Genomic DNA, 23,220 nt, shown 5'->3' with positions numbered 1-23,220 from the left:
ATGAGCGGGTTGCCCTTGCTTTCCGCTATCTAGTTAAACGTTGCACGTCATGAATAAGTTTCATCTCGTGTATAACGCCCTATGAATCTGAGCTGCTATTATCCTGCATAAGGGAAACATTACGCTGTGGAGTAAACGTCGAGATAGCATGCTTGTACACCATTTGTTGACGGCCTTCGCTGTCAATAATGATTGTGAAGTTATCAAACGCTTTAATAACGCCCCTGATTTGAAATCCATTCATTAGAAAAACCGTAACCGGAATATTGTCTTTACGTAGTTGGTTCAAGAAAGTATCTTGAATATTGATCGATTTGTTCATTGGACGTTACCTCCGTCTAAAAAAGATTGATTAGAAGTATATTCAAGATTGACTTGAAACTTTCCTGCTATTATACCATGAATCCGATGTAAATTGTTGTGAAAATTTTCCCCCATATCGATCCATTCGATGTCCTTCATGTGACGGAACCATGACAATTGCCGTTTGGCGAATCTCCGTGTATCCCGCTTCAATAGAGTTACTGCTGCCTCTAAGGTGCATTCTCCGCGCAAATACATCGCGATTTCTTTATAGCCTAAGCCCTGCATAGCTACCGCATGAGGGGGCACGCCTCGTGACAGCAGCCTGCTTACTTCCTCCACAAGCCCCTGCTCCAGCATCATGTCAATGCGCTTCTCAATACGCGAATACAGTACAGCACGGTCCATCGTCAGTCCGATGATACACAGTTCGTAAGGCGATTCGCGTTTCTGTCCTTCAAGCTGAGTCGATAAGGTCTGACCGGTTAGATGATAAATTTCCAGTGCTCGAATAACTCTGCGCTGATCATTAGGATGAAGCCGCTCCGCGGATACTGGATCGATTATGGCGAGCTTGTCATGCAGCGCCTCAGCACCATGCTCAGCTGCGAACAGCTCCTGTTCCTTCCGGAAAGACTCATCAGAGCCACTCTCGGCGAACTCAAAGCCATAGCAGACCGATTCGACATACAGCCCAGTCCCCCCCACAATAAAGGGGAGCTTCCCAAGCTCCGTTATAGCTTGAATGCTGCTTACGCAGCCTGCTTGAAAATCAGCAACAGAATAGGGCGTGTCCGGATCACAAATATCAATCAGATGATGAGGAATGCCCTCGCGCTCTTCAAGGGGCAGCTTAGCTGTACCGATGTCCATGCCGCGATAGACCTGCATCGAGTCTCCAGAAATGATTTCCGCATTCCAGGCCTTGGCTAGATCGAGACTCATCTGAGTTTTCCCTACCGCTGTCGGGCCAATCAATACCAGCAGCTTGTGCTTATGTTGTTTATCCTTATGTTCTTGCAACCTCTATCACTCCATAAGCAATTTTCGACGTGTTCACATGTCGCCGTTCAAACCCTAATCTAGCGAACTCGCTGCTATCCCGATGCTCCTTCAATATCACGGTCTTGCGTGCTACCCGAACAGCCTCAGCGACTGCCTCCTGTGTCAGAGCACTATCATTCGCAAGTGTTCTAAGTGGCTCAATAGCGCTAGATTCATGAATCGGTTTCCGGAACATGGGATCGAAATAGACGATATCGACGCTTTGATCGGGCAGTCCAGCCAAATACGCATAATGATGCTCGCTGTGCATCTCGATACGTCGCATAGCCGCATCGACATCTTCTAAGCCTGTCTTATAGGCCGCCAGGCCTTCTCGCACAAGTGCACATAGCACCGGCTCACTCTCTATCGAGGTAACAGAGCCGGATTCCCCCGCAGCGTAGGAGAACACGAGTGAATCAGAGGCGAGGCCTGCTGTGCAATCAACAACATGATCTCCTTCAAGACAGCCTGACAGCTGGATCAAAGGATCATTTTCTCCACGACGCATACGCTTTACACGAACAAATGCCATGCTAGGGTGAAAATAAAATGGCGATTCAGTCTGCCCTTCATAATAACGGACTTCCTTCTCCGTCACAACAAGCATACGAATCTCTTCCATCTTCTCTCCCATTTGCCTCAGGGTTTGCTTCCCGCGCACGATATAAGGAGCTGATAATTCTTCCGCAAGCCTTCTTGCCTTCGCCTGCGATGACGCCGACGGCTTGTCGGCGGTTGTTACAATCATGACATCACCCGTTTGAACATTTTTTCTAGTTGATATGTGGACATATGAACGACTATCGGCCGTCCATGCGGACAGGTGTAGGGCTGAATACAAGCGCCAAGCCGTGACAGCAGAGCTTCGCCCTCTTCCCTTGTTTTCCGGTCATTCGCTTTAATCGAAGCTTTGCAGGAGCACATTATGGCAGCCTTCTCGCGCAGCTTGGCGATGTCGATGGACTTCCGCTCCGTTAAGAGCAGCTCCGCCATCTCCTCGATAATGTCCTGCTCCTCACCCTGCGGCAGCCATTCTGGATAAGCACGAACGAGGAACGTCTGTGCTCCGAAGGGCTCCAGCTCGACGCCGGCTTCGGCGAACAGCTCGAGCATTCTGCGCAGCTGATCAGCTTCACCCGGGGTGAATTCAAGGGTCAGCGGTACAAGCAGCTGCTGGCTCGCTGCCTCCGGATTCCCGAATTTCTCGTAATAATATTCATAATTAATGCGTTCATGAGCAGCATGCTGGTCAATCAAGTACAAGCCATCCTCTGCTTGGGCAACAATATAGGTGCCATGCAGCTGACCAATCCAATACAGCTCCGGAAAAGCAGGTGTCGCAACAGCCGCAGCAGCCTGCTGGCCAGCTTCCTGCTGAGTATCAGCCTCCGTATGCGGCTCCTCCAGCCATGCTTCATCGGATTTCAATGAAGATTGTACAGCTGGAGCTGCCTGCTCCCACTGTGCCAGCGTCTCACGCAGCGCAGATTCTTCCTTCTCAGCTGGTCGATATAGACGTTCAGCTGCATTCTGAGGAATAGACTCGCGCTGCGGCTGGTAGGACGCGTTGTAGGAGCTGCTGCTTCCCTGTGACTCACGGCTGAACGGTTGTACAGCTCTGTAGGGAGTCTGGATAGAAGTGCTATTAGTGCTGGCGCCGAATAGTCGCTCCGCCGTGAGTGAAGACTGCTCGGCAGGCTCTGGGCGATGGAAAGAAATCGCATCCTGAACGAATAAAGGCTTGGACCGTTCCTGTCTGGAAGCAGCATCTGGTCCAGGAATATGACGTTCTTTACCCAGAGAAGCTCTTACTGCTTGCTCTACGAGAGCTCTAAGCTCTGTTTCTTTACTGAAGCGAACCTCCATCTTGGATGGATGCACATTCACATCAAGAAGACTAGGATGCATCCCGACCTCAAGCACAACAAGCGGGAAGCGGTTAATCGGCAGCAACGTATGATAGGCTTGCAGAATCGCTTGATTAATCGCATGGCTGCGAATAAAACGACCGTTCACGATAGCCGTCATTGCGTTGCGATTCGCACGAGTCAGCTCAGGCTTCGATATATACCCGCTTAACACATAGTCCGCTGTCTCACCTTCTACCTTGAGCATCGACTTGGCCGTGTTGGTTCCGTATACAGCAGCGATGACCTGCAAGCGGTCGCCAGTGCCTAGCGTCCTGAGCAGTACATTGTTGTTATGCTTAAGCGTGAATGCAATGCCTGGATGGGCAAGTGCAATACGGTAGATATAATCAGAAATATGTCCGAGCTCCGTCTGAATGGCCTTCATGTATTTCAACCGAGCAGGTGTGTTGTAGAACAGATCACGGACGGTCATATCGGTACCCTGCGGTGCGTTGGCAGGCTCATTGACGGTTATGCTGCCGCCCTCAATGCGAATACGATGGGCAAGTCCCGTCGTTTCAACAGAGGATACACATTCCAACCGAGATACAGCCGCAATACTTGGCAGCGCCTCGCCGCGGAAGCCGAGGCTCGCGATTCGGAACAAATCGCTGCTAGAAGCTATTTTGCTAGTCGCATGACGTTGGAAAGCAGTTGCAATATCGTCAGGCTCCATTCCTGAACCATTATCGGTTACACGAATAAGTGACAATCCACCCTCTTCCACCGTAACATCAATGACCGAGCTGCCGGCATCCACCGCATTCTCGACAAGCTCTTTAATAACGGAGGACGGCCGTTCAACAACCTCTCCCGCCGCAATCTGGTTGGCTAGCTGTTCGTCCAATACATGAATTTTCCCCATGTGGAGCCCTCCTCTCCTACAACACGTCTATTCTTTCATTTTGTGCTTCATATCATTAAGCCACTGCATGGCCTGCATTGGCGTCATATTGAACAAATCCAGCTTCCGCAGCTGTTCTGCTAACTGCTCAGCCTTCGGACTCGCTTTGCGTCTACCGCTGGCCTCCACCGCAGGAGCCGGATCGGCAGGCTCATCGAAGATCGAGAGCTGAACGGCAGCAGCCGTCTCCTTGAAGGCCATCTGAGCGGCAGCTGGCTCTGCGAGTTTCTCATAAACTGACTGCTCGGCAGAGATCTCACGCGCAATCGGTGCATTGGTAGGTAGAACAACGCCTTTGGTCCCCGTCTCGGCTTCTGAACGCTCTAACAGCTCATAGGAGCGGCTGATAATAGAATTCGGCAAGCCTGCAAGACGCGCACAATAAATACCGTAGCTCGTGCCTGCTGCCCCGGGAATAAGCTTACGCAGGAAGGTGACATGATCGCCGCTCTCTTGAACGGCCATACATGCGTTAGCAAGTGAAGGAAGGGAATCCTCCAGATGTGACAGCTCATGGAAATGCGTCGATACGAGCGCTTTACACCCGATATGATCATGCACGAACTCAATGACCGCTTGTGCAATTGCCATTCCTTCGCCTGTCGACGTACCTCGTCCAAGCTCATCGATAATGACTAGGCTGTTAGGAGTCGCTTTCTCCGTCATAAGCTGAATATCCTTCATCTCTACCATGAATGTGCTCTGACCGCCGATGAGATCATCAGCCGCCCCAATACGGGTAAAGATTCGGTCAACAAGCGGAACCTCTGCTGACTTAGCGGGTACGAAGCAGCCGATCTGCGCCATAATGCAAATGAGTGCCACTTGACGCATATAGGTGCTTTTACCCGCCATGTTCGGACCTGTGATGAGGAGCATCGACTGCTCGTCTTTGTTCAGTACCGTACTGTTCGCGATAAAAGGAACACCCTCCATCACAGCCTCAACGACTGGATGTCTGCCTTCTTCCACCGTCAGATCATAATGCTCATTAATAACGGGACGTGCGAATCTCTTCTCTGCGCTTACCGTTGCAAAGGATTGGTACACGTCCAGCTCAGCAATAACCTCAGCTAGACGCTGTAGTCGATGCAGCTGTAAGGCAAGATGATCACGCAGCTCAATAAAGCGCGCATATTCCAGATCAACCATTTTGTCCTCGGCTTCGAGAATCAGTCTTTCCTTCTCTTTGAGCTCAGTCGTGACGAAGCGCTCTGCGTTGGCAAGAGTCTGTTTGCGCTCGTAGCGGCCCTCAGGCAGCATCGCCAGGTTCGATTTGGATACTTCTAGGAAGTAGCCGAACACTTTGTTGAAGCCGATCTTAATGGACTTGATGCCTGTCGCTTCACGCTCCTGACGCTCTAGCTCGGCCAGCCACTTCTTGCCGTTCGTGCTTGCTTCACGCAGCTGGTCGAGATAATCGTCATAGCCTGAGCGGATCAGACTGCCTTCGCGAATCGATACAGGAGGCTCGTCCACGATAACCGTATCGATCATATCTCCTAGTTCACTGCAATCATCGAGTCCTTGGACGAGCGCTTGCAGTCTCTCTGAGCCTGAATTCTTCGCTAGCTCCATCAGCATCGGAACTCTGCGAATTGAGTTCTTGAGGGCATTCATATCCCGTCCATTCGCGCTGCCGAACGCTACTCGGCCAACAAGGCGCTCAAGGTCATAGATTTGATTCAGCTCTGAGCGGATATCATCTCTTAGTATCAGATTGCGATAGAGTGTATCGACAGCCTCATATCTCGCTTCAATTGCCGAGCGATTAAGCAGCGGCTTATCAATCCAGCGGCGCAGCAGCCGTGCGCCCATTGAGGTCTGCGAGCGGTCGAGCAGCCAGAGGAGCGAGCCTTTTTTGTTGCGATCGCGCACCGTCTCCGTCAGCTCCAGATTACGACGGGTATAATGATCCAGAATCATATATTGGTTAGGCTCATAGACGCGAATCGTACGGACATGTCCGAGCGAACGTTTCTGCGTATCGTCCAGATAGCCTGTCATTAGGCTTATTGCACGTTTTCTAGTCGCATTCAGTCCTGCCAGCTGGGATGAGTCGAACTGCAGGCTCAGCTTCTCGTCAGTCATAGGCAGCCGTTCTGTTAGAAGAACTGGACGGTTCCATACCGCGGTCGCTTGAAGCTTGTCCAGCAATACCTGGTCGCCGACGATTTCCGCGGGCTGATAGACATTGATCTCATCAATCAATGCTTCAATCTGATAAGGAATCGAAGTCACGTACAGCTCGCCCGTAGACAAATCACACGCGGATACTCCAGCATGTGTCTCGTGAAGGGCTACTGACACGATAAAATTGTTTATTTTGTCCGCTAACGATTTGGATTCCATTACGGTACCTGGTGTAATTACGCGAACGATCTCACGGCGAACGACGCCTTTGGCAGCAGCGGGGTCCTCTACTTGTTCACATACCGCAACCTTATAGCCTTTATCCACTAGTCTCGCTATGTAATTTTCTGCAGAATGATAAGGTACGCCGCACATCGGAATTTTTTCCGTGCCGCCACCCTCTCTTCCCGTCAATGTAATCTCGAGCTCTCTAGATGCTGCAATGGCATCCTCAAAAAACATTTCATAGAAATCGCCAAGCCTAAAAAATAAAAAAGCATCCTTCGCCTCTTCTTTGATGGCGAGATATTGTTGAATCATCGGGGTATAACCAGCCACTGACGCCCCTCCTAAGTTATTATCCGTATCTGTATATTAGTGCGTGATCGTTCTATTATAACAAGCGAGCTGCCAAGTAGCCAACCCGCTGCGAGGAAGCACCATATTTTGAGGGATGGGAATGGAGGTGCTGATAGGATGAAGAATGTGAAGCCTTTAGAGAGGAATGCGCCATTTGATGCGGATGTCAGCCCGCTCATCCCAAGTAACGCCGCGGCGCGCCGCATCGAGCAGAGGCTCGATGTAGGGCGCTAGCGCGGCGTAGCTTGGCGTCGCGGCCGCAGCTGCGGCGACGCGGTCAAGGCAGCCGGCGAGCTCTGTGCGATCGCCGGCGTAGTAGGCTGCGACATACCGCTCGTCTAGAGCGGGTATGTAAGAGAGGGCTTGAGCTTCGCGCGCGCACAGCAGCGCCAGCGCGAAGGCTGCCTTGGTCGCTGCTGGCGAGACGAGCCAGCTCGGCAGCGTGCGATATTCGAAGCCGCCATGCTCCTGCAGGCGGTAATCGCCAAGGACGCCGTAGCGGGGGCGTCTGCCCCGGCCGGCGGGGTCTTCCACTAGCGCGAGCGGGAACGCCGCGTAGCTGTCAAGCAGCCGCAGCAGCCGGCTGGACAGCGGCGTGCCGCTGAGATGGATGTGCCCGCCGAGCGCTAGCCCCGGCACGGGCATGGCTCCAGCGGCCCAGCGGAGGCTGGGGTCGCTGACCTTGGCGGCAGCGCGCAGCAGCAGCTGCCGCACATGGGCCGTGAGCCCGGCGGGGTCCCCCGCGGGCTCAGGCCGCAGCTCAGCGACGGGATACACAATCCGTCGCCCCACAAGCATAGCGTCGCTCCCGGCTGCGCCCCCGACGCCTTCACCCAAAAACCGCGAGGCCGGGGCAATCCTGCCATCCGGCCTTACCAGCACAAACTCCGGGTCGGCGCCAATCAGCAGCTTGCGCGCTGACGCCTCCCCGCCGGCTCCCGCCGCCTTCCGCCATGCGGCGGCGAGCCGCTCAAGACCAACAGCGCGCGCCTGCCCATCGCGCAGCTGCCTAACCCCGCGGACGGCTGTACGCCCGTCCGCGCCAAGTGCAACATCGACCTCGCCAATGTCGAGGCCGACTGCATACAGCGCGGCTATCGCTGCGCGCACAACCCTCCGCTGCGCGGGATCAACCGGCCACGACAAGCCGCCGTGGCCGGTCTCCCGCGCGCCCAGCTCACGCCCTGAGCGATCGATCCGCACGAGCTGGATCGCCTCCAGATGAACAGCCTGGACGCGATATAACCGCTCGTCCTCTCTAGCTTCGCGCGTCAAGCCAGCGCGGCTCCAGCTTCTCTCCCGCTCTTCCGAGTTCATCGCGGCGGCTCTGGCTGCGCCCTCATTGAACAGCCATACACCAGAATAAAGCTCTGGTTCGATCGTACGCAATTCTCCGAGCACAACTACAGCATCGCCAGCTTCCACATCTGTCCACCGGCCAAGCCTGCGATTACCGGTAACTTCCCCGACAACGACGGCTATATCAGTGTCTATACCTGATGCGGCAACCCGCTCCAGCCGTTCATCATCGCCAAGCCAAGCCCAAGTCGCAGTCATCGCCGCACCCCATTTTTATATAAACTTCATGCGTATTTCATCGCAATCCCTATAAATTCAACAAAAAGAGGGCTTTCGCCCTCGAATTTGCTGCAGAAGCAGCATAAGATGCAATACAGAAGCAGCACAGTAGCGGATTTCCGGATTACAGCTCGTCGTCTAGCAGATCCGGATCCAAATCCTCATAGTCCCCATCGCCGACACCGAAGTCGAGGTCCTTGCCATCCATGTCGTCGTAACCGCCAGGGAAGACAGCGACCCATACCTTCGTTTCTGCGATCATTTCTACCGCGAATTCACGTTCTACGCGAATCACGACGCCAGAGCCGCTGGAAGAGATGTTAGCCTCTACACAGTTAGGCTCTTGCAGCGCATCAGCAGAAACTTCCTCCGTAGCTGTCCGGTGCTTCGGATCCAGATACGAGAGAGGAACATGCTCAACGTAATGTACGGATTCTTTTGCTACATCTGTTTGCGAGTTCTTGCTGTACGAATACCAAATGTTGATATCGTAAGTACCGATCACCTCAATGCCGTCGCCCGATCGAACCGCTTCATATTGATGGTTGATTATCCATGCGCCCAGTATGCTGGTCGGATGATGAGGCGGCGTTACGGTATGGGTTACAGTGGAAAACTTACGACCTTTGCCGCAGACAGCTTTTGTAATTATTTCTCTACCTTGAAGCTGTTTATCTGCAATAGCCATCGATTTAACCTCCTCCATACAATCATTCATTTAAAGTGTATGCAGGACATTCGTCTAGGGTGACTGTTTCTTTTCTCGCGCCGCAACGAATTTTTTCCCTCTTTATTTTATGGCGCAACTTTGTCTAAAATGACTTTTCTTTTTTTGAGCCTTTTTGCAATGCTCAGGTAGCGCTCCAACTCATGCAGTAGCTTCAGAAGCGCTGCCCGAACCTCGAACTCCTCCCTTGTCTGAGGCAGCTCCATTGCACGGAACTTCTCCCTCATGCCAGACAGCTTCTTCTCCGCCAGCCCTTGATACACCTCGGACTTCACATCCTCCGACAGCTGCTCCATGAGCTCCGCGATCAATTCATTCTGCGGCCATTTCTCATAGACGAACGCAAGCTCCACGAGCATTTGCTGAACAGACTCCAGCTGCTGACGGCGCATTTCATAATAGGTCGACCAATATTGCTCCTGTCCCCACAGCTTATTATCCCGGTTCAGCAGCGAGCGTCGTGCTCCTTCGTCTATCCTAGAATCAACAGCAAGAAGCTCACTCCCATCCCATATATGAGATGGATCACGCAGCGTCAACGCCATCTCGGTAAAAACCACACTGAATAGCCGGTCGACCTCATCCTTCAGCGATTCGAGCAAATGCTTGTCCTTCGGCATATAGATCATATTAATGACCGTTGCCCAGCCAAGGCCAGTGAATAAGAGCATAATTTCATTCCCAATAATGTCGACAGTCACTTCCCCGTGCGCGAACAGGTGGAAGACGATAACCGAGCTTGTTACGATGCCATTGCTCAATTGAAAACGCGCAAGCACGGAGAAGGTGATCAGAATGAACAGCGCCACCGCCCAAATATGGAAGCCGAATACCGTGAACACCAATGAAGCGAAGAAAAGACCCAATACCGAAGCAAGAAACCGGACAAAGGCGCTTTTCAGCCCCTTCATCCGGCTTACCTCAACACCAAGAATAGCCAGTATTCCTGCCCCTAACGAATTATCCAGCTGCAAATAAAAAGCGGTATAGATGGCTGCAATCGCTGCTACTGCTGTTTTAATAATTCGAATACCCATAATTTCCCCGCGTCCTAATGAGATTTTATGTCTATCCTAACGTTCACGCCAGCCTGACGTCAACTTTCTTTCCAAAGCTGCCACGAGCTGATACATAACGGTCGCGACTGCCGCAATAACCAGCAAGCTGGACAACACGAGCGTGAAGTTGAACACTTGGAACCCATAGATGATCAGATAGCCCAGTCCAAGCTTCGCCACCAGGAACTCACCGACAATCACGCCGACCCATGCTAAGCCAACGTTCACCTTTAAGGCAGATATAATGACAGGGAATGACGCTGGCAGAATAACCTTGCCGAACAGCTGCGCCCTGCTTGCTCCGAACAATCTAACGACCTTAATATAGCCTTCATCGATTTCTCGAAATCGGTTATAAATATTAATCGTCGTAATAATGACCGTCACCGACAAGGTTACTGCCACGATTGATAGGAAGCCAGGTCCCAGCAGCACAATAAAGATCGGCCCCAGTGCTACCTTCGGCATACTGTTAAGCACGACCAGATAGGGATCGAACACCCTAGATAGAAAAGGAAACCACCATAATGCTGCCGCCATTGTGGTACCCATTAGAGTCCCAAGAGCAAATCCAAGCGCAGTCTCCGATACAGTCATCCCGATATGCGGCCATAGAGAGCCGTCAGACAACGTTGTCCATAGCTGACGGAACAGCTTGGATGGATAGCTGAACAACAGCGGATCAATCCATTTTCTCGTTCCTGCCGTTTCCCATAGGGCAAGAAATACGATAAGGATAGCCACTTGTGTAACACCTACCGCGGCAGATAAACGTTTAGCACGTTTTTTGAAACGGAGATGCAGCTGCTCCATCCAATTCGTCCGATCCTCTTGTATCCCCGATAGGGTAGCTAGCTCAGCTTCCTTCTCCCCAGCACTCTCAGCTGCCCTGTAGCTGTAGCTGCTTCGTTGATCCTGTTCCTTATCCGTCATCCTCATCCCCTCCTTCCGCTGCATCCAGCTCTGCCCACAGCTGGTCGAACGCATCCTGAAAGCCTGGATGCCTACGGGCGAGCATAGGCGCTGCCAGTCTAATCTCTTCGGGCACCTCATATTCTGCTACAATACGGCCAGGATTAGCTGCAAGCACAATAACCCGATCGCTCATCGCAGCAGCCTCCGCCAAGTCATGGGTAACAAGCACGGCCGTTTTCCCAAGACGCTTCAGCGTCTGATGCACCAGATCCTCAAGCTGCAACTTGATATGGAGATCCAGAGCAGAGAAAGGCTCATCCAGCAGCATAATATCCGGCTCAGTCGCCAGCATTCGAGCGAGCGCAACTCTCTGGCGCATTCCGCCAGACAGCTCATGCGGATAGCGGCCGCCTGAGCCCGGAAGTCCGAGCTCGGTTAACAGCTCATCAACAGCAGCCAGCGACCTCTCCGTTTTGTTGCCCGCTATTTCCAGCCCTATTGCAGCATTATCCCGAATAGTCCGCCATGGGAACAAATAATCCTGCTGCAGCATATAGCCTACCTTGGTAGACGGCCCCATTACCGGCTCCCCGCTGAGCATAACCAGCCCTCGTGTCGGAGGGAATAGACCGGCGAGCATGCTCAGAATCGTCGTCTTGCCACAGCCGCTAGGGCCGACTAAGCTAATAAATTCCCCTCGGCGTACCGTCAGATCTAGCTCCTCGACGGCAAGTGACGCGCCTTTTTCATTGACATACACTTGAGAAACACGATGAAGCGCAAGCATGATATCGTCGTCAGCCATATTCTCTCCCCCTGAGTATAGTCACTGTAACAAGCTGGAGTATATTTTATTTCACGGTGTCGATTGCTTTTTGTGCAAATGTGCTGTCAACGATCGTGTCATGCTCTGTCCGCTGCTGGAGCTCACCTGCCGAAGTCATGACATCGAGCAGATTGTTCCATTCCTCAGCATCAACAATCGGATCTGTTGCATAGGAGCCCTGCTGCTTGTAACGGTCAATAGAGCTAATTAGAATATCGCGATCCACGCTGTCGAAATAAGGCAGCACGGTATCTGCGATTGTCTCAGCATCATTGCTGGCAACCCATTGCTGAGCCTTATAGATCGCATTCGTGAAGGACTGAACGGCTTTGTCATTCTTGTCGATATAGCTCTGCTTCGTCATGAATACCGTATAAGGCAGATGCCCGCTCTCCACACCGAAGGAAGCAACAACATGACCATTGCCCTCTTTCTCGAAGATGGAGGCAGTTGGCTCGAATAGCTGGACGTAATCCCCTGTGCCCGAAGCAAAAGCAGCCGAAATATTAGCGAAGTCGACATTCTGGATCAGCTCAAGATCATTATGCGGATCGATTCCGAATTTCTTCAGCGTGAATTCGCCAGCCATTTGCGGCATTCCGCCTTTACGCTGTCCGAGAAAGACCTGACCCTTCAACTTATTCCAATCGAATGAAGCATCCGGCTCGCGGGCAACAAGGAACGTGCCATCCGTCTGAGTTAACTGTGCGAAGTTAATGACTGGATCATCAGCGCCTTGCTGATACACATAGATAGACGTCTCCGAGCCCACAAGTGCAACATCGATTACTCCTGACAATAAAGCGGTCATCGTCTTGTCGCCGCCTGCTGTCGTCTGGAGCTCAACCTCCAAGCCCTCTTCCTCGAAAAAGCCTTTCTCCAGTGCCACATACTGCGGTGCATAGAAAAGAGAACGTGTAACCTCACCGACTTTAATCTTCGTTTTCTCCGAAGAACCGCCACTGCATCCAGCTAGCGCAGCTGTTGCAAGCAATGTCACCGTCAGCAAAAGGGACAGCCATACTCGTCTACTCATCTTATATTCCTCCCGTATATTCTCGCTTTCAATCTGTATACCAGCCTATGCGGGGAGCCTCCTAGCGGTGCTTATATGAGAAAGGCTGCCCAGTGAAAGTCATGACTAGGCTTCATGGCACAGCAAAAAACCGCCTTTAGAGAAAAGGCGGCTGAGCATACAATCCTATGTATATGAAAAAATCATGCAGACTCCCTGGCGGGACAAAGAACAATGGCGGCGCAACAACAAGCTCTTGCGCCACCATATCCTATACCAATTACAGCTTATAAATGTCTTTATATTTGCGCTCCAGATAAGTGACCAGATGCTTCGGATCAAGCGGCTTGCCTGTTGCATTCAGAATAAGCTCAGACGGCGTCTTCAGCTTGCCGTATTTATAAATTTTGTCAGTCAGCCACTCCTTGATTGGGAGAAGCTCACCCCGCTCAACTAATCCCCAGAAGTCCTTGATTTCCCTCTCCAGTGTATCCGCGATCTGAGCAGCATACATGTTGCCAAGAGAGTAGGATGGGAAGTAACCGAACATGCCGCCCGACCAATGAACATCCTGGAGTACGCCTTCTGCATTATTGGGAGGTACGATACCCAAATATTCTTTATATTTATCATTCCAGATCGCAGGCAGATCTGCTGCCTTGGCACCACCGTTGAAGATCAGCTTCTCGATCTCATACCGAATAATAATATGGAGGTTATACGTCAGTTCATCCGCTTCAATCCGAACAAGTGACGGCTGTACGACATTAATGCCGCGATAGAACTGTTCGACCGAGACATCCAGTTGACCTGGGAAATGCTTCTGCAGCGTCGGGAAGTTCCGTTCCCAGAATGGCTTGCTGCGACCGATAATATTTTCCCAGAAGCGAGACTGTGACTCGTGTATGCCCATCGACGTACCTGTACACAGTGTTGTACCGATCAGGTCAGGCATAATATTTTGTTCATACAGCGCATGTCCGCCCTCGTGAATCGTTCCGAACAATGCGCTTGTCACATCATTCTCCAGATAGCGGGTTGTGATCCTTACATCTCCCGGATTCAGACCCGTAGCGAATGGATGCATGCTCTCGTCAAGACGTCCAGCCTCGAAGTTATAGCCCATTTGCTCCAGAATCGTTAGGCTTAGCGCCTTCTGGGCCTGCTTGTCGAAGGTTTGATCCAAGAACGATGTATCAGGCTGATGCGGTGATGCAGCGACAGCTGCCGCTAGCGGCACCAACTGTTCACGTAAGCCGCCGAACACCTGATCCAGCTCAGCCGTCGTCATTCCCGGCTCATATTGATCAAGAAGCGTATCATAACGGGTCGCTTGGGCTCCCCAGAGATCGATGAATTGCTGCGTATAGCCGATAACTTTCTCCAGATAAGGCTGGAAGCCCGCATAATCATTCTCAGCCTTTGCTTCCTCCCACTTGGATTCCGTCTGTGCGGCTAGAACTACATATTCCTGATACATTTTAGGGGGGATTTTGACACTGCGGTCATATTCTTTGCGTGTTTCTCTTACGAGCACCTGCTCGATTTCTGTTAGCCCGCTAAGCGATTGAGGCTCTTCCAGACTACTTAGGAATTCACCTAGCTCCGGTGACGTTGACAGCTTGAACATATCGCCTGACAAATTGCCGATGACTTCTGATCTTGTGTCCATTCCTTTGCGCGGTGCTCCTGTACGGAGATCCCAATATAACACTCCTAGAGCTTCTTCATAGCTTTTGATTTTACGAACGGTTTCTAGAAATTGGGGCAATACCTTATCGTTATGTACCGTCATTTGTACTCCACCTTCCTTATGAAATTCCATTATTCAATCATTTGAACTTAACTTGATCTTACCTATTCTAAACCTTATAATCAACCTTAACCTATCAGCAATGGCCGGGCTGGAATGAAAGCGAGGCATCCTACTATGCATATTAGTTTTTCATCATCTGCTGTAAAGAAATTATCTCCTTTTTTATTAGACGGCACTAACCAACTGAAGCTGCTCCATGACACAGAGGGCTGTGGCTGTGTAATGAGCGGTGTTCCTGCCCTTCAATTAATTCGTGAGGGGAGCGTTGATGACCATCTAGCTCAGGGGGATCCTCTTCCCTTCTGGTACGAGCCCCGACATGAGGTGTTTTTCGAGCCGCAGCTGCGAATCGATTACGACACGAGCAAGGATACCTTCAGCTTGAAGAGCGACAACCAGATCTACACGCTTAACCTTCGGTTCATTAAATCTGTACAGTCATAATAAGGAGAGAATCATATGAGCAACCTGAACCAAATACTGGGTTATAACAAAAGCTTTGTTGAGAACAAAAACTACGAACAATATTTGACCGGAAGATTCCCTGACAGACGGATGGTCATTGTGACATGCATGGATACCAGATTGACGGAGCTGCTCCCCAAAGCGATGAATTTAAAAAATGGCGATGCCAAAATCATCAAAAATGCTGGCGCTATTATTACCCAACCATTCGGCAATATTATGCGTAGCGTTCTGGTAGCTGTCTATGAGCTGCAAGCGGATGAAGTATTCATTATTGGGCATCATGAATGCGGGATGACAGGCCTTAATTCCGAGCTTATCGTCAGCCATATGGTGGACAGAGGCGTTCCAGAGGAGACCATCGAGACGCTGCGTCATTCGGGATTGAATCTGATGCGCTGGCTCACCGGCTTCGACAATGTCACCGAAAGTATCGTCAAAAGCGTTGGAATCGTGCGTAATCACCCTCTCCTGCCACCTAAAACTCCCGTACATGGTATGGTAATCCACCCTGAGACGGGCATGCTCGACCTTGTTGTTGACGGCTATGAGCATGTATAAAATATTGCATACATAAAAAGGAACCGTCACGATGCCTATTGGGCACCAAGACGGTTCCTTTTCTTACTCTCAGCCGCTGCCATTCTTGCGGCAATGACATCACTGCGATCACGCAGTGTATGCCTGTGAATGAGCGAAGCATCCTTCATCGCACTCTCCACTCCCCACTGAAGCCCGCGATCCGCACATTCCAGCTCACAGAGATGCATCAGCCGTGGGTCCATAATGTTCATATTCATATCCACGTATGGAACACGGCCCTCTGACAGGCGATGAAGCCGACTCTTAAGCTCCTGAATGATCTGGCTGCCGTCCAACCCTAAGCCGTTCAGCGCTTCTATGCTCAGCTTATTTAAACATTGTGCATACATTTTGCATGCCCCTGCAAGATTCCCTCGTCGTTCATGATAATGACCCACTGCGAGCTGAATGAGCGCTACCCACTCCTTGGCATACGAGTCATTCGGGTGCTCCTTCCAATGCTCTTCCAGCAGCTCATGACATTCGAAGAAATCTCTAGTCGCATGATATTCAACCAAGTATGAAATATAGGAATCTGGATAATTCATTGCAGTACCTCCAGCATTGTGCGAGATAACAAAAGCGAATAAACTGTCTTTTGTCCATTGTAATCGCCTGCTTCAGCCCTATCAAGGCAAGATCATTGGATGAGAATAATAATTTTTTTTTGAAACCTTCGTTTATATTATCCGTATTTGTATATGATAGCAACGAAGCACTATAGAGAAGCAGGAGGAATATCGCAATGAAAAAAGGGTTGCTCGTAATGATGGCATTAACTTTGTTCCTGACGCTGGGGTTTGGACAAGTAGCTGATGCAGCTAAGCGCGGTGGTGGCATTAAATCACCGAAGCAGAGCTACACACAAACACCTAAGAAATCGGACAATGTCAGCAACACCACTTCAGGTACAAAGTCGGGGACAACAGCTGGTACAACTAAAACTGGTTTGTTCGGTGGCAGCAGCTTGATGAAGGGTCTAATGCTTGGCGGTCTTGCTGGTATGCTATTCGGCGGACTGTTCGGTGGAATGGGTGCCTTCGGTCAAATTCTAGGCCTTATGGTTAACTTGCTTGCATTAATGGCGCTTGTCATGGTCATCGTCGCAGCATTCAAGTATATTCGTAATAAGAAGAATACACCTGATTCGCGGAGACCTTACTAATGATTCGCATCTACACGGACGAGATTATTAATGCCGTTTGTCTGCATATGGCCGACCGCAAAGGCGTTAAGCCTTCGGACGTGGAAGTACAGTTATCCTGGGAAGAACAATACGGCTTCACAGCTGAAGTATGGATTAGCGGCCGCAGTCAGTATCTACTTGAAGCTAACTTGCTTGAGGCTATCGAACAATATATGTATAAGCAATATAATCGCCGTGTATTCCGCTCCAACATCACACTTGATGCTGATGAAGATTTCTGGGCAGATATCGCTGAATAATAGGACTAGCTGAATAATAAGAAAGAGGCATCTTAAGCGTGAAACCGACTGACACTCGGTTTCACTGCTAAGATGCCTCTTTTGGTTAGAGCTTACGCACGACGGAATGCAAGAACAGCATTGACGCCTCCGAAGCCATAGGAGTTGGACACCGCTGCTTGCGCGGTTACTTGCCGAGGCGTAGAAGCAACAAGATCGATATCCGCCGCAGGATCAGGCTCATTCAAATTCGTGGTGGGCGGCAGCCATCCATCGCGCAGCGACAATAACGTAATGGCTGCTTCGATTGCTCCTGATGCCCCAAGCGGATGCCCATACAATCCCTTCGTACCGCTAACCGGAACTGGACGACTTCGGAAGACATTACGGATCACCTTCGATTCCGTTACATCATTGAGCAGCGTCGATGAGCCATGGGCATTCACATAGCTCACATCATCAGGAGACATATCCGCACTTGCTAGTGCAAGCTTGACAGCTCTGGATGCCTGTGTGCCGCATGGCAGCGGAGCACTCATATGGTGAGCATCGTTGGTAAGTCCGAATCCTGCCAGCTCTCCATAGATCGTCGCGCCTCTAGCTCTTGCATGATGCTCCGCTTCAATGACCAATACGGTGGAGCCTTCACCCATAACGAAGCCATCCCGATTACGATCGAATGGCCGGCTTGCACTGAGGGGGTGCTCATTGCGAGTTGACATCGCGCGCAGCATATCGAAGGCTCCGAATGCCAGCGGTGCCAATGGAGCTTCTGAGCCTCCAGCAAGAATTACGTCTGCTTCACCCCGTCTGATCGCTTGCAGGGCTCTTCCGATTGCAACAGCTCCGGATGCGCAGGACATGGCATTCGTCTCATTCGGCCCAGTGAAGCCGAATTCCATCGCTAGATTGCAGGAAGCCGCTCCACCGAATACGGAGAATCCAAGGGTTGGCGACACCGCGCGGAAGCCCCCTTTATAGAATTGTCCGCATTGCTCTTCTGCGAACGCGATTCCGCCAAGGGCGCTCCCCATGAAAATACCTGATCTCTCCGGGTCCAAATCTGTCGCATTCAGCCCTGCATCGCGCAGCGCCAATCTCCCGCCTGCTACTGCCAGCTGTGAATAACGGTCCATTCGATGCGCACGCTTCTTATCCATATAATCCTCAGCCTCGAAATATGGAATTTGCGCTGCAATTCGGCTTCTCAGCCCTTCCGGTACGAACCGGTCAATTGGCTTGACCGCACTCACTCCCTTCCGCACCCCTTCCCATAACGCTTGCACACCTGTTCCAATTGGTGTCACACAGCCAATTCCAGTAACAACGGCTCTAATCTCAGCCATACATACCCACCTCTGCCTCTCGTTCTGCCTCTGCTTCTGCTTGAAGCTTTAAACCCTGTAGCGTACGATCTGCTATCACATGAACGAACATATCGCCTATGATCGCCGCAGCCAGTCTTCGTCCGAGCGGGGGGCGATCCCATTTATGTATGATTGATACTCTGACCTGATCACCCTCGTCCTCCAGCCGCCATTCCACTTCCATGCCTCTTGTAACGCCTCGAATATGTGTATAACTAACGAAATGCTCTTCTGGCTTAACGTCCATCTCGCTCATCCACCATACGGGCCAATTGAATGGTTTAAAAGCTCGTACAGCGGCCATTTCGACCAGCCCGCCCTTTCCTCCGCTTCCGTGGTGAAACTTAATATGTCGATAATGCGGCAGCAGCTGCGGCCATGCTTCCACCTGACTTGCGTAACGAAATGCGATCTCCGGCTTGCATTTCATTGTGATTTCATTATAGGTATACATCGCTTGCCACCCTTCTAAGAGCAATCCCCTATCGCGTGAACTAATCTTTTCTGCAGTAATTTGGAGGAGCCTACAACACGCAGCGCTGTGTGCCAGAGCAGCTGATGCCGGCTCGCCCGCTCTATTAATTTCTGTAGACGCACACCCCGAGCGAACTGCTGAGCCCGCTCTATCGCATATTGCTTAAGAGGCTCCTGACTCCCTGTCTGAAGGGCCTGACATACTGCTGGAGCCGCCAGCTCTGAGCTTTTAATTGCCCGGTAAATGCCTTGACCTGTAAGCGGATCATAATACCCTGCGGCATCTCCGATCAGCACCATTCCACCTGTGGGTGGCATCTGCACACGTCGATCGAACGGTCCGCACGCCAGCACTTCTCCCTGAATCTCGACATGCTGCAGTCGTTCCTTAAGCTCTGGCACTTGTCTGGCTGTGTGTAGCAGGAAAGTTGGTTTGTCCATTCCAGCAGCTGCTGAAGCGGCACGCCTGCCATCCATTGCAACCGTTACATTCGCCAGGCCATCTCCTATGGGTGCGAGTCCTACGACTAATCCTTGTCGCATGAACAGCTCTACAGCGTCCCCAAGCCCACTTACTCCCTCGAATCTTGCTGTAAAAGCTGCCTTGCGAAGATCACCATAGCTGCTAAGCCCCGCGCTTCTGGCAACGACTGATCGCAAACCATCTCCACCTACAACGTAGCTGGCTCGTATTTGGAGTGACTTATTGTCCGGTGAACGGGCTTGTACGCCTACAATACGGTCTCCTTCCCAGAGCAGCTTTTCTACCCGTGTCTGCTGCTCGAAGCTCGCGCCTGCCAAGCACGCTTCATCCACTAGCCATTGATCCAGCAGCTCTCTGCGACAGCCTAGCCCATAGCTGCCTTCTGGGAACGTTGCCGCAAGCAGCGTATGCTCTCCATGCAGCTTCCAGCCATTAATGAGACTATGTGGAAAGCTTGGCACTCTTAATGTCACAGGCGCAGCCGAGCTGCTGCCAGCTTGCGGTGCAAGCACTCTGATCAGTGCAGCAACAGCGCCAGGGTTCAGTGATTCACCGCAAGGCTTCCGCCGTGGGAAGGCTGCTGCGTCGAGCATCAGAACCTTCACGCCTCTCGCAGCAAGCAATATCGCTAGAGCACTACCGGCTGGACCTGCACCTACCACAATCACATCATGCATGTCCGACCAGAGCCAATCGAAAAGGGAAATGTCTGTGTACGGAGGCGCCTACTCCCGCTCGCTCCACCAGCTGCCTGGCTTCTTCGGCTGTGAACGATCGCTGAACGGACAGTGGACCATCGTGCTGTGTAACTGGACTGCGCCAGACGAACTTGGCGAGCATTCTTGCTGCCAGATAGGCATATTTATGTCTCTCCAGATCCGTTACAACCCAGCCTGATCTGGTCACTCGCTCCATCTCAATCAGCAGCTTAACTGCGGCATCATCATCCATATGATGCAGAGCCAGGTTACTGAATGCGATATCGAAGCTATTATTCTCGAAGGGCAGCTTCGTGCCGTCAGCTCTTATGACTTGAATGGTGGGATGCGCTGCTGTCTTCTGGAGAGCCAGCTCCACAATTTTTGGATGCATGTCCACCCCCACGATCGACACGTTAATACCTCTTCTCCTGCACCAGCTAAGCAGAGCAAGCGGAATATCTGCAAGCCCCGTTGCTACATCCAATACTCTAACCGTCTCCACTCGTCCTACCTTCTTCATCAGACTGCCCAGATGGTTGAACAGCGCTGGATTGCCTCCTAAGTAACGGTTGACGCCCCATACTTCGCCCAAGCTTTTCTCCAGCTCAGCAAGTTCAACATCATCTTCATCCAGCCATTCCTTCGTATGCAGCCGTTCCATTGAGGCCCTCCTCCTTAAAGGTTTGCTGCGCAAACCTTTCTTCGTAAGCATTTGCTTAGGTTTGCGCAGCAAACCTTGCTTCGTAAGCATTCTAAATTACATTTGTGAACAATGGCTTTGGCTTATTGTTATTGTTTTCCACTTTTTTTATCCATCGCTTGCATAAAAAAGTTTTGGGAAATTTTACTGAATCAAATTTTGCTCTCAAGAACGCAACCTCTCTTACTCTAGCGCGTCTATTGATAGAGATGAGAGGAGTGTGAAGTAAGCTTTTGTTCAAGAAAAAACTAACCAAAGCTATCCTGCTCCTGCTCGCTTTCCATTTATTCGGAACAGCGGCAGTAAGTATGGCAGCAGGCTCGGGTTCAACCGCAATGACCAAATACCGAGTCTATCAGAACGACAATGCATTGAAAGAATTTGCTACTGAGAAGCAGGCAATTGCTTACGCGGGCAACTTCGAGTACAGTCATGTCGAAGCAATCTCAGGACGAGTATGGGTATGGGATAACCTGCCCAAGTTCAAAATCTATCAAGGTAATTCTTCAAGCACCAAGTGGGAATTCCGCACTTATGAGCAATCGCTTGCGGCGGCTAAGAAGCTCAGCAACGTGCACATCCGGAATTTAGAAAAGACCGGCTGGGTTTATCAGTCCTACCCGAAGTACCAGCTCTACCAAGGAGATAAGACGTATACCAAATGGGGCTTTACCACACTTGCCGCAGCCAAGAAAGAAGCTGCCAAATGGACGAATGCTCATATTATCGAGCTATCGACCAATGCATGGATCTGGGACAATCTAACGGCAGCACAGAAGAAACAGCAGCGTAATGGCGCCGCTGTATACCAAATCACGGTTGATGGGGTTCAAGTAGAGGGATCAAAAGAATATGCTTTTCTCTATGATGCGATCCACGCTGCCGCTTCTGTTACCAATAGTGTCGTTATGAATCAGAAGACCGGCTCTGCTGCACATTCCAATGAATGGATCTACGATGTACAGCAGAGCGGCAAGACGATTAAATCGTTCAATAGCCTGGACAAAGCCATCCAATACGCCAAGTATTATTCGAACTCTGAAGTTCTGTATAATGGAGCCGTATGGTGGACCAGTATTCCTTATCTATCTGTATATCAAGGTGAGAAAAAGCTTAAAGCCTTCCATACGTTATCATCAGCCCTTGCTTATGCGAAGAACTACTCCAATAGCTCTGTTCGTAATGCGGATGGCCGCAAGCTATGGAGTAATACAAGTTCTCTCGTATACTTGGGATGGAACGGCTCATCTAACAGCTCAACCATTCTTGGACATACGGCTAACACGCAGGGATTGAATATTGATTCCCCTACCTGGTTCGAGCTAGAAGCTGCGGACGGGTCGTTGAAGGATTCCTCCGATGCTGCAGTTGTACGAACACTGACATCACAAGGTATTCTTGTCATGCCGCTGCTGCATAACCAATTCAACAAAAAAATGACAAGTGAGTTTTTGGCTAATGCTGCAGCTCAGAAGAAGTTCATTGCGGATCTAGTCAGCAAGCTTTCTTCTCTCGGGGTATATGGACTTAATATTGATTTCGAAGAGGTTGCCGGCTCAGACCGTGCCAAATACACCGCATTTGTAACGGCATTAACCAAAGCTGCTCATGCCAAAGGGTTGAAGGTATCCATTGATCTCCCTCGCGGCAGTGTTAGCTGGAATGATCAGACTGCTTACGATCATGCTGTACTAGCAACTATCGTTGATACCATTATTATTATGGCTTACGACGAGCACTGGAGCGGCAGTACTACACCGGGTTCAGTAGCAGGCTTGCCATGGGTTGAGGAAGGCATCCAGCAGTTCCTGTCCTATGGTATTCCGCGCAGCAAGCTTATGCTCGGCATTCCTTTTTATGTGCGTGAATGGAAGCTGGACAGCTCAGGCAAGATAGTCAGCAACCGAGCGATCTATATGAAGGAAGTTCCGCAGCTTATTGCTGATACGAAGGCCGTCGGTACCGCGGATCCTGCTTCTTGGCAGACGAAATACAAATATGTCAAAGACGGTTATACCTACGTCTTCTGGGCGGAAACAACCTCCACTGTTGAGGCCAGAATCAAGCTAGCGAAGAAATATGATCTTGCAGGTGTCGCAGCATGGCGTCTCGGCTACGAGAGCGCTGATCTATGGACGTCAATGCTTCGTATGAAATAGAGCGAATATATAAAATCCCCGACCTATCCGTATTTGACGGATAGATCGGGGA

22 protein-coding genes are annotated in these 23,220 nt (G+C 50.9%); 5 read left to right on the top strand and 17 right to left on the bottom strand.

Going from position 1 to position 23,220, the window contains the following annotated elements; genetic code table 11:
• Positions 1–79: 79 nt before the first annotated feature.
• The 12 genes from hfq to AC6ESP_RS13645 form a co-directional block, all read right to left on the bottom strand.
• Entirely contained in the window at positions 80–322 is a 243-nt protein-coding gene (hfq, locus tag AC6ESP_RS13700) for an RNA chaperone Hfq (RefSeq protein ID WP_056028072.1), read from the bottom strand.
• Positions 319–1,326, bottom strand: coding sequence for a tRNA (adenosine(37)-N6)-dimethylallyltransferase MiaA (gene miaA / locus AC6ESP_RS13695; RefSeq protein ID WP_497097297.1), 1,008 nt, complete (start codon positions 1,324–1,326; stop codon positions 319–321). Before miaA ends, hfq begins: the two co-directional genes overlap by 4 nt.
• The gene (locus tag AC6ESP_RS13690) at positions 1,313–2,098 is read right to left on the bottom strand and encodes a class I SAM-dependent methyltransferase (RefSeq protein ID WP_497097296.1); all 786 of its coding nucleotides are present in this window, start codon (positions 2,096–2,098) and stop codon (positions 1,313–1,315) included. The genes miaA and AC6ESP_RS13690 overlap by 14 nt, the downstream gene beginning before the upstream one ends.
• Positions 2,095–4,125: a DNA mismatch repair endonuclease MutL gene (mutL, locus tag AC6ESP_RS13685; protein ID WP_497097295.1), complete on the bottom strand. Its 2,031-nt coding sequence runs from the start codon at positions 4,123–4,125 to the stop codon at positions 2,095–2,097. The genes AC6ESP_RS13690 and mutL overlap by 4 nt, the downstream gene beginning before the upstream one ends.
• Positions 4,126–4,152: 27 nt before the next feature.
• Entirely contained in the window at positions 4,153–6,855 is a 2,703-nt protein-coding gene (mutS, locus tag AC6ESP_RS13680) for a DNA mismatch repair protein MutS (protein ID WP_497097294.1), read from the bottom strand.
• 156 nt (positions 6,856–7,011) lie between these two features.
• Entirely contained in the window at positions 7,012–8,265 is a 1,254-nt protein-coding gene (locus tag AC6ESP_RS13675) for a putative amidoligase domain-containing protein (protein ID WP_497097293.1), read from the bottom strand.
• 313 nt (positions 8,266–8,578) lie between these two features.
• Positions 8,579–9,142 (bottom strand): outer spore coat protein CotE, encoded by a 564-nt coding sequence (locus AC6ESP_RS13670; RefSeq protein WP_497097292.1) that lies wholly within the window; start codon positions 9,140–9,142, stop codon positions 8,579–8,581.
• A gap of 107 nt (positions 9,143–9,249) precedes the next feature.
• Positions 9,250–10,218 carry an aromatic acid exporter family protein gene (locus tag AC6ESP_RS13665; RefSeq protein WP_497097291.1) on the bottom strand — a complete coding sequence of 323 codons (969 nt, stop codon included), beginning with the start codon at positions 10,216–10,218 and terminating at the stop codon, positions 9,250–9,252.
• A 36-nt stretch (positions 10,219–10,254) separates the two neighbouring features.
• Positions 10,255–11,052: an ABC transporter permease gene (locus tag AC6ESP_RS13660; RefSeq protein WP_497097414.1), complete on the bottom strand. Its 798-nt coding sequence runs from the start codon at positions 11,050–11,052 to the stop codon at positions 10,255–10,257.
• A gap of 109 nt (positions 11,053–11,161) precedes the next feature.
• Positions 11,162–11,959, bottom strand: coding sequence for an ABC transporter ATP-binding protein (locus AC6ESP_RS13655; RefSeq protein WP_497097290.1), 798 nt, complete (start codon positions 11,957–11,959; stop codon positions 11,162–11,164).
• 46 nt (positions 11,960–12,005) lie between these two features.
• Positions 12,006–13,016, bottom strand: coding sequence for an ABC transporter substrate-binding protein (locus AC6ESP_RS13650; RefSeq protein WP_497097289.1), 1,011 nt, complete (start codon positions 13,014–13,016; stop codon positions 12,006–12,008).
• A 259-nt stretch (positions 13,017–13,275) separates the two neighbouring features.
• Positions 13,276–14,790: a carboxypeptidase M32 gene (locus tag AC6ESP_RS13645; RefSeq protein WP_497097288.1), complete on the bottom strand. Its 1,515-nt coding sequence runs from the start codon at positions 14,788–14,790 to the stop codon at positions 13,276–13,278.
• 135 nt (positions 14,791–14,925) lie between these two features.
• Between AC6ESP_RS13645 and AC6ESP_RS13640 the strand changes: the two genes are divergently transcribed.
• Complete coding sequence (locus AC6ESP_RS13640; protein ID WP_497097287.1) at positions 14,926–15,255, top strand: iron-sulfur cluster biosynthesis family protein; 330 nt, start codon at positions 14,926–14,928, stop codon at positions 15,253–15,255.
• Positions 15,256–15,270: 15 nt separating this feature from the next.
• Positions 15,271–15,837: a beta-class carbonic anhydrase gene (locus AC6ESP_RS13635; RefSeq protein ID WP_497097286.1), complete on the top strand. Its 567-nt coding sequence runs from the start codon at positions 15,271–15,273 to the stop codon at positions 15,835–15,837.
• A gap of 35 nt (positions 15,838–15,872) precedes the next feature.
• Here AC6ESP_RS13635 and AC6ESP_RS13630 read toward each other — a convergent pair whose 3' ends face one another.
• Positions 15,873–16,406: a DUF309 domain-containing protein gene (locus AC6ESP_RS13630; RefSeq protein ID WP_497097285.1), complete on the bottom strand. Its 534-nt coding sequence runs from the start codon at positions 16,404–16,406 to the stop codon at positions 15,873–15,875.
• 197 nt (positions 16,407–16,603) lie between these two features.
• Here AC6ESP_RS13630 and AC6ESP_RS13625 point away from each other — a divergent pair, with 197 nt between their 5' ends.
• Positions 16,604–17,023, top strand: a complete 420-nt coding sequence (locus tag AC6ESP_RS13625; protein WP_497097284.1) for a hypothetical protein — start codon at positions 16,604–16,606, stop codon at positions 17,021–17,023.
• A complete protein-coding gene (locus tag AC6ESP_RS13620; protein WP_497097283.1) occupies positions 17,023–17,304 on the top strand; it encodes a YxcD family protein in 282 nt (93 codons plus the stop codon). Before AC6ESP_RS13625 ends, AC6ESP_RS13620 begins: the two co-directional genes overlap by 1 nt.
• 92 nt (positions 17,305–17,396) lie before the next feature.
• Here the strand turns inward: AC6ESP_RS13620 and AC6ESP_RS13615 are convergent, their stop codons facing one another.
• The 4 genes from AC6ESP_RS13615 to AC6ESP_RS13600 are packed head-to-tail and all read right to left on the bottom strand — an operon-like array spanning position 17,397 to position 20,970.
• Positions 17,397–18,629, bottom strand: coding sequence for a beta-ketoacyl-[acyl-carrier-protein] synthase family protein (locus AC6ESP_RS13615; protein WP_497097282.1), 1,233 nt, complete (start codon positions 18,627–18,629; stop codon positions 17,397–17,399).
• Positions 18,622–19,104: an SRPBCC family protein gene (locus tag AC6ESP_RS13610; protein WP_497097281.1), complete on the bottom strand. Its 483-nt coding sequence runs from the start codon at positions 19,102–19,104 to the stop codon at positions 18,622–18,624. Before AC6ESP_RS13610 ends, AC6ESP_RS13615 begins: the two co-directional genes overlap by 8 nt.
• Positions 19,105–19,118: 14 nt before the next feature.
• Positions 19,119–20,285 (bottom strand): NAD(P)/FAD-dependent oxidoreductase, encoded by a 1,167-nt coding sequence (locus tag AC6ESP_RS13605; protein ID WP_497097280.1) that lies wholly within the window; start codon positions 20,283–20,285, stop codon positions 19,119–19,121.
• Entirely contained in the window at positions 20,278–20,970 is a 693-nt protein-coding gene (locus AC6ESP_RS13600) for a methyltransferase domain-containing protein (RefSeq protein WP_497097279.1), read from the bottom strand. Before AC6ESP_RS13600 ends, AC6ESP_RS13605 begins: the two co-directional genes overlap by 8 nt.
• A 272-nt stretch (positions 20,971–21,242) precedes the next feature.
• On the opposite strand from AC6ESP_RS13600, the gene AC6ESP_RS13595 reads away from it, so the two are divergent.
• Positions 21,243–23,168, top strand: coding sequence for a glycosyl hydrolase family 18 protein (locus AC6ESP_RS13595; protein WP_497097278.1), 1,926 nt, complete (start codon positions 21,243–21,245; stop codon positions 23,166–23,168).
• The last annotated feature ends 52 nt before the right edge of the window (positions 23,169–23,220 follow it).

Source organism: Paenibacillus xinjiangensis (assembly GCF_059686975.1).
The sequence above is the reverse complement of the archived record's forward strand: the minus strand, read 5'-3'. Positions and strand labels throughout refer to the sequence as shown.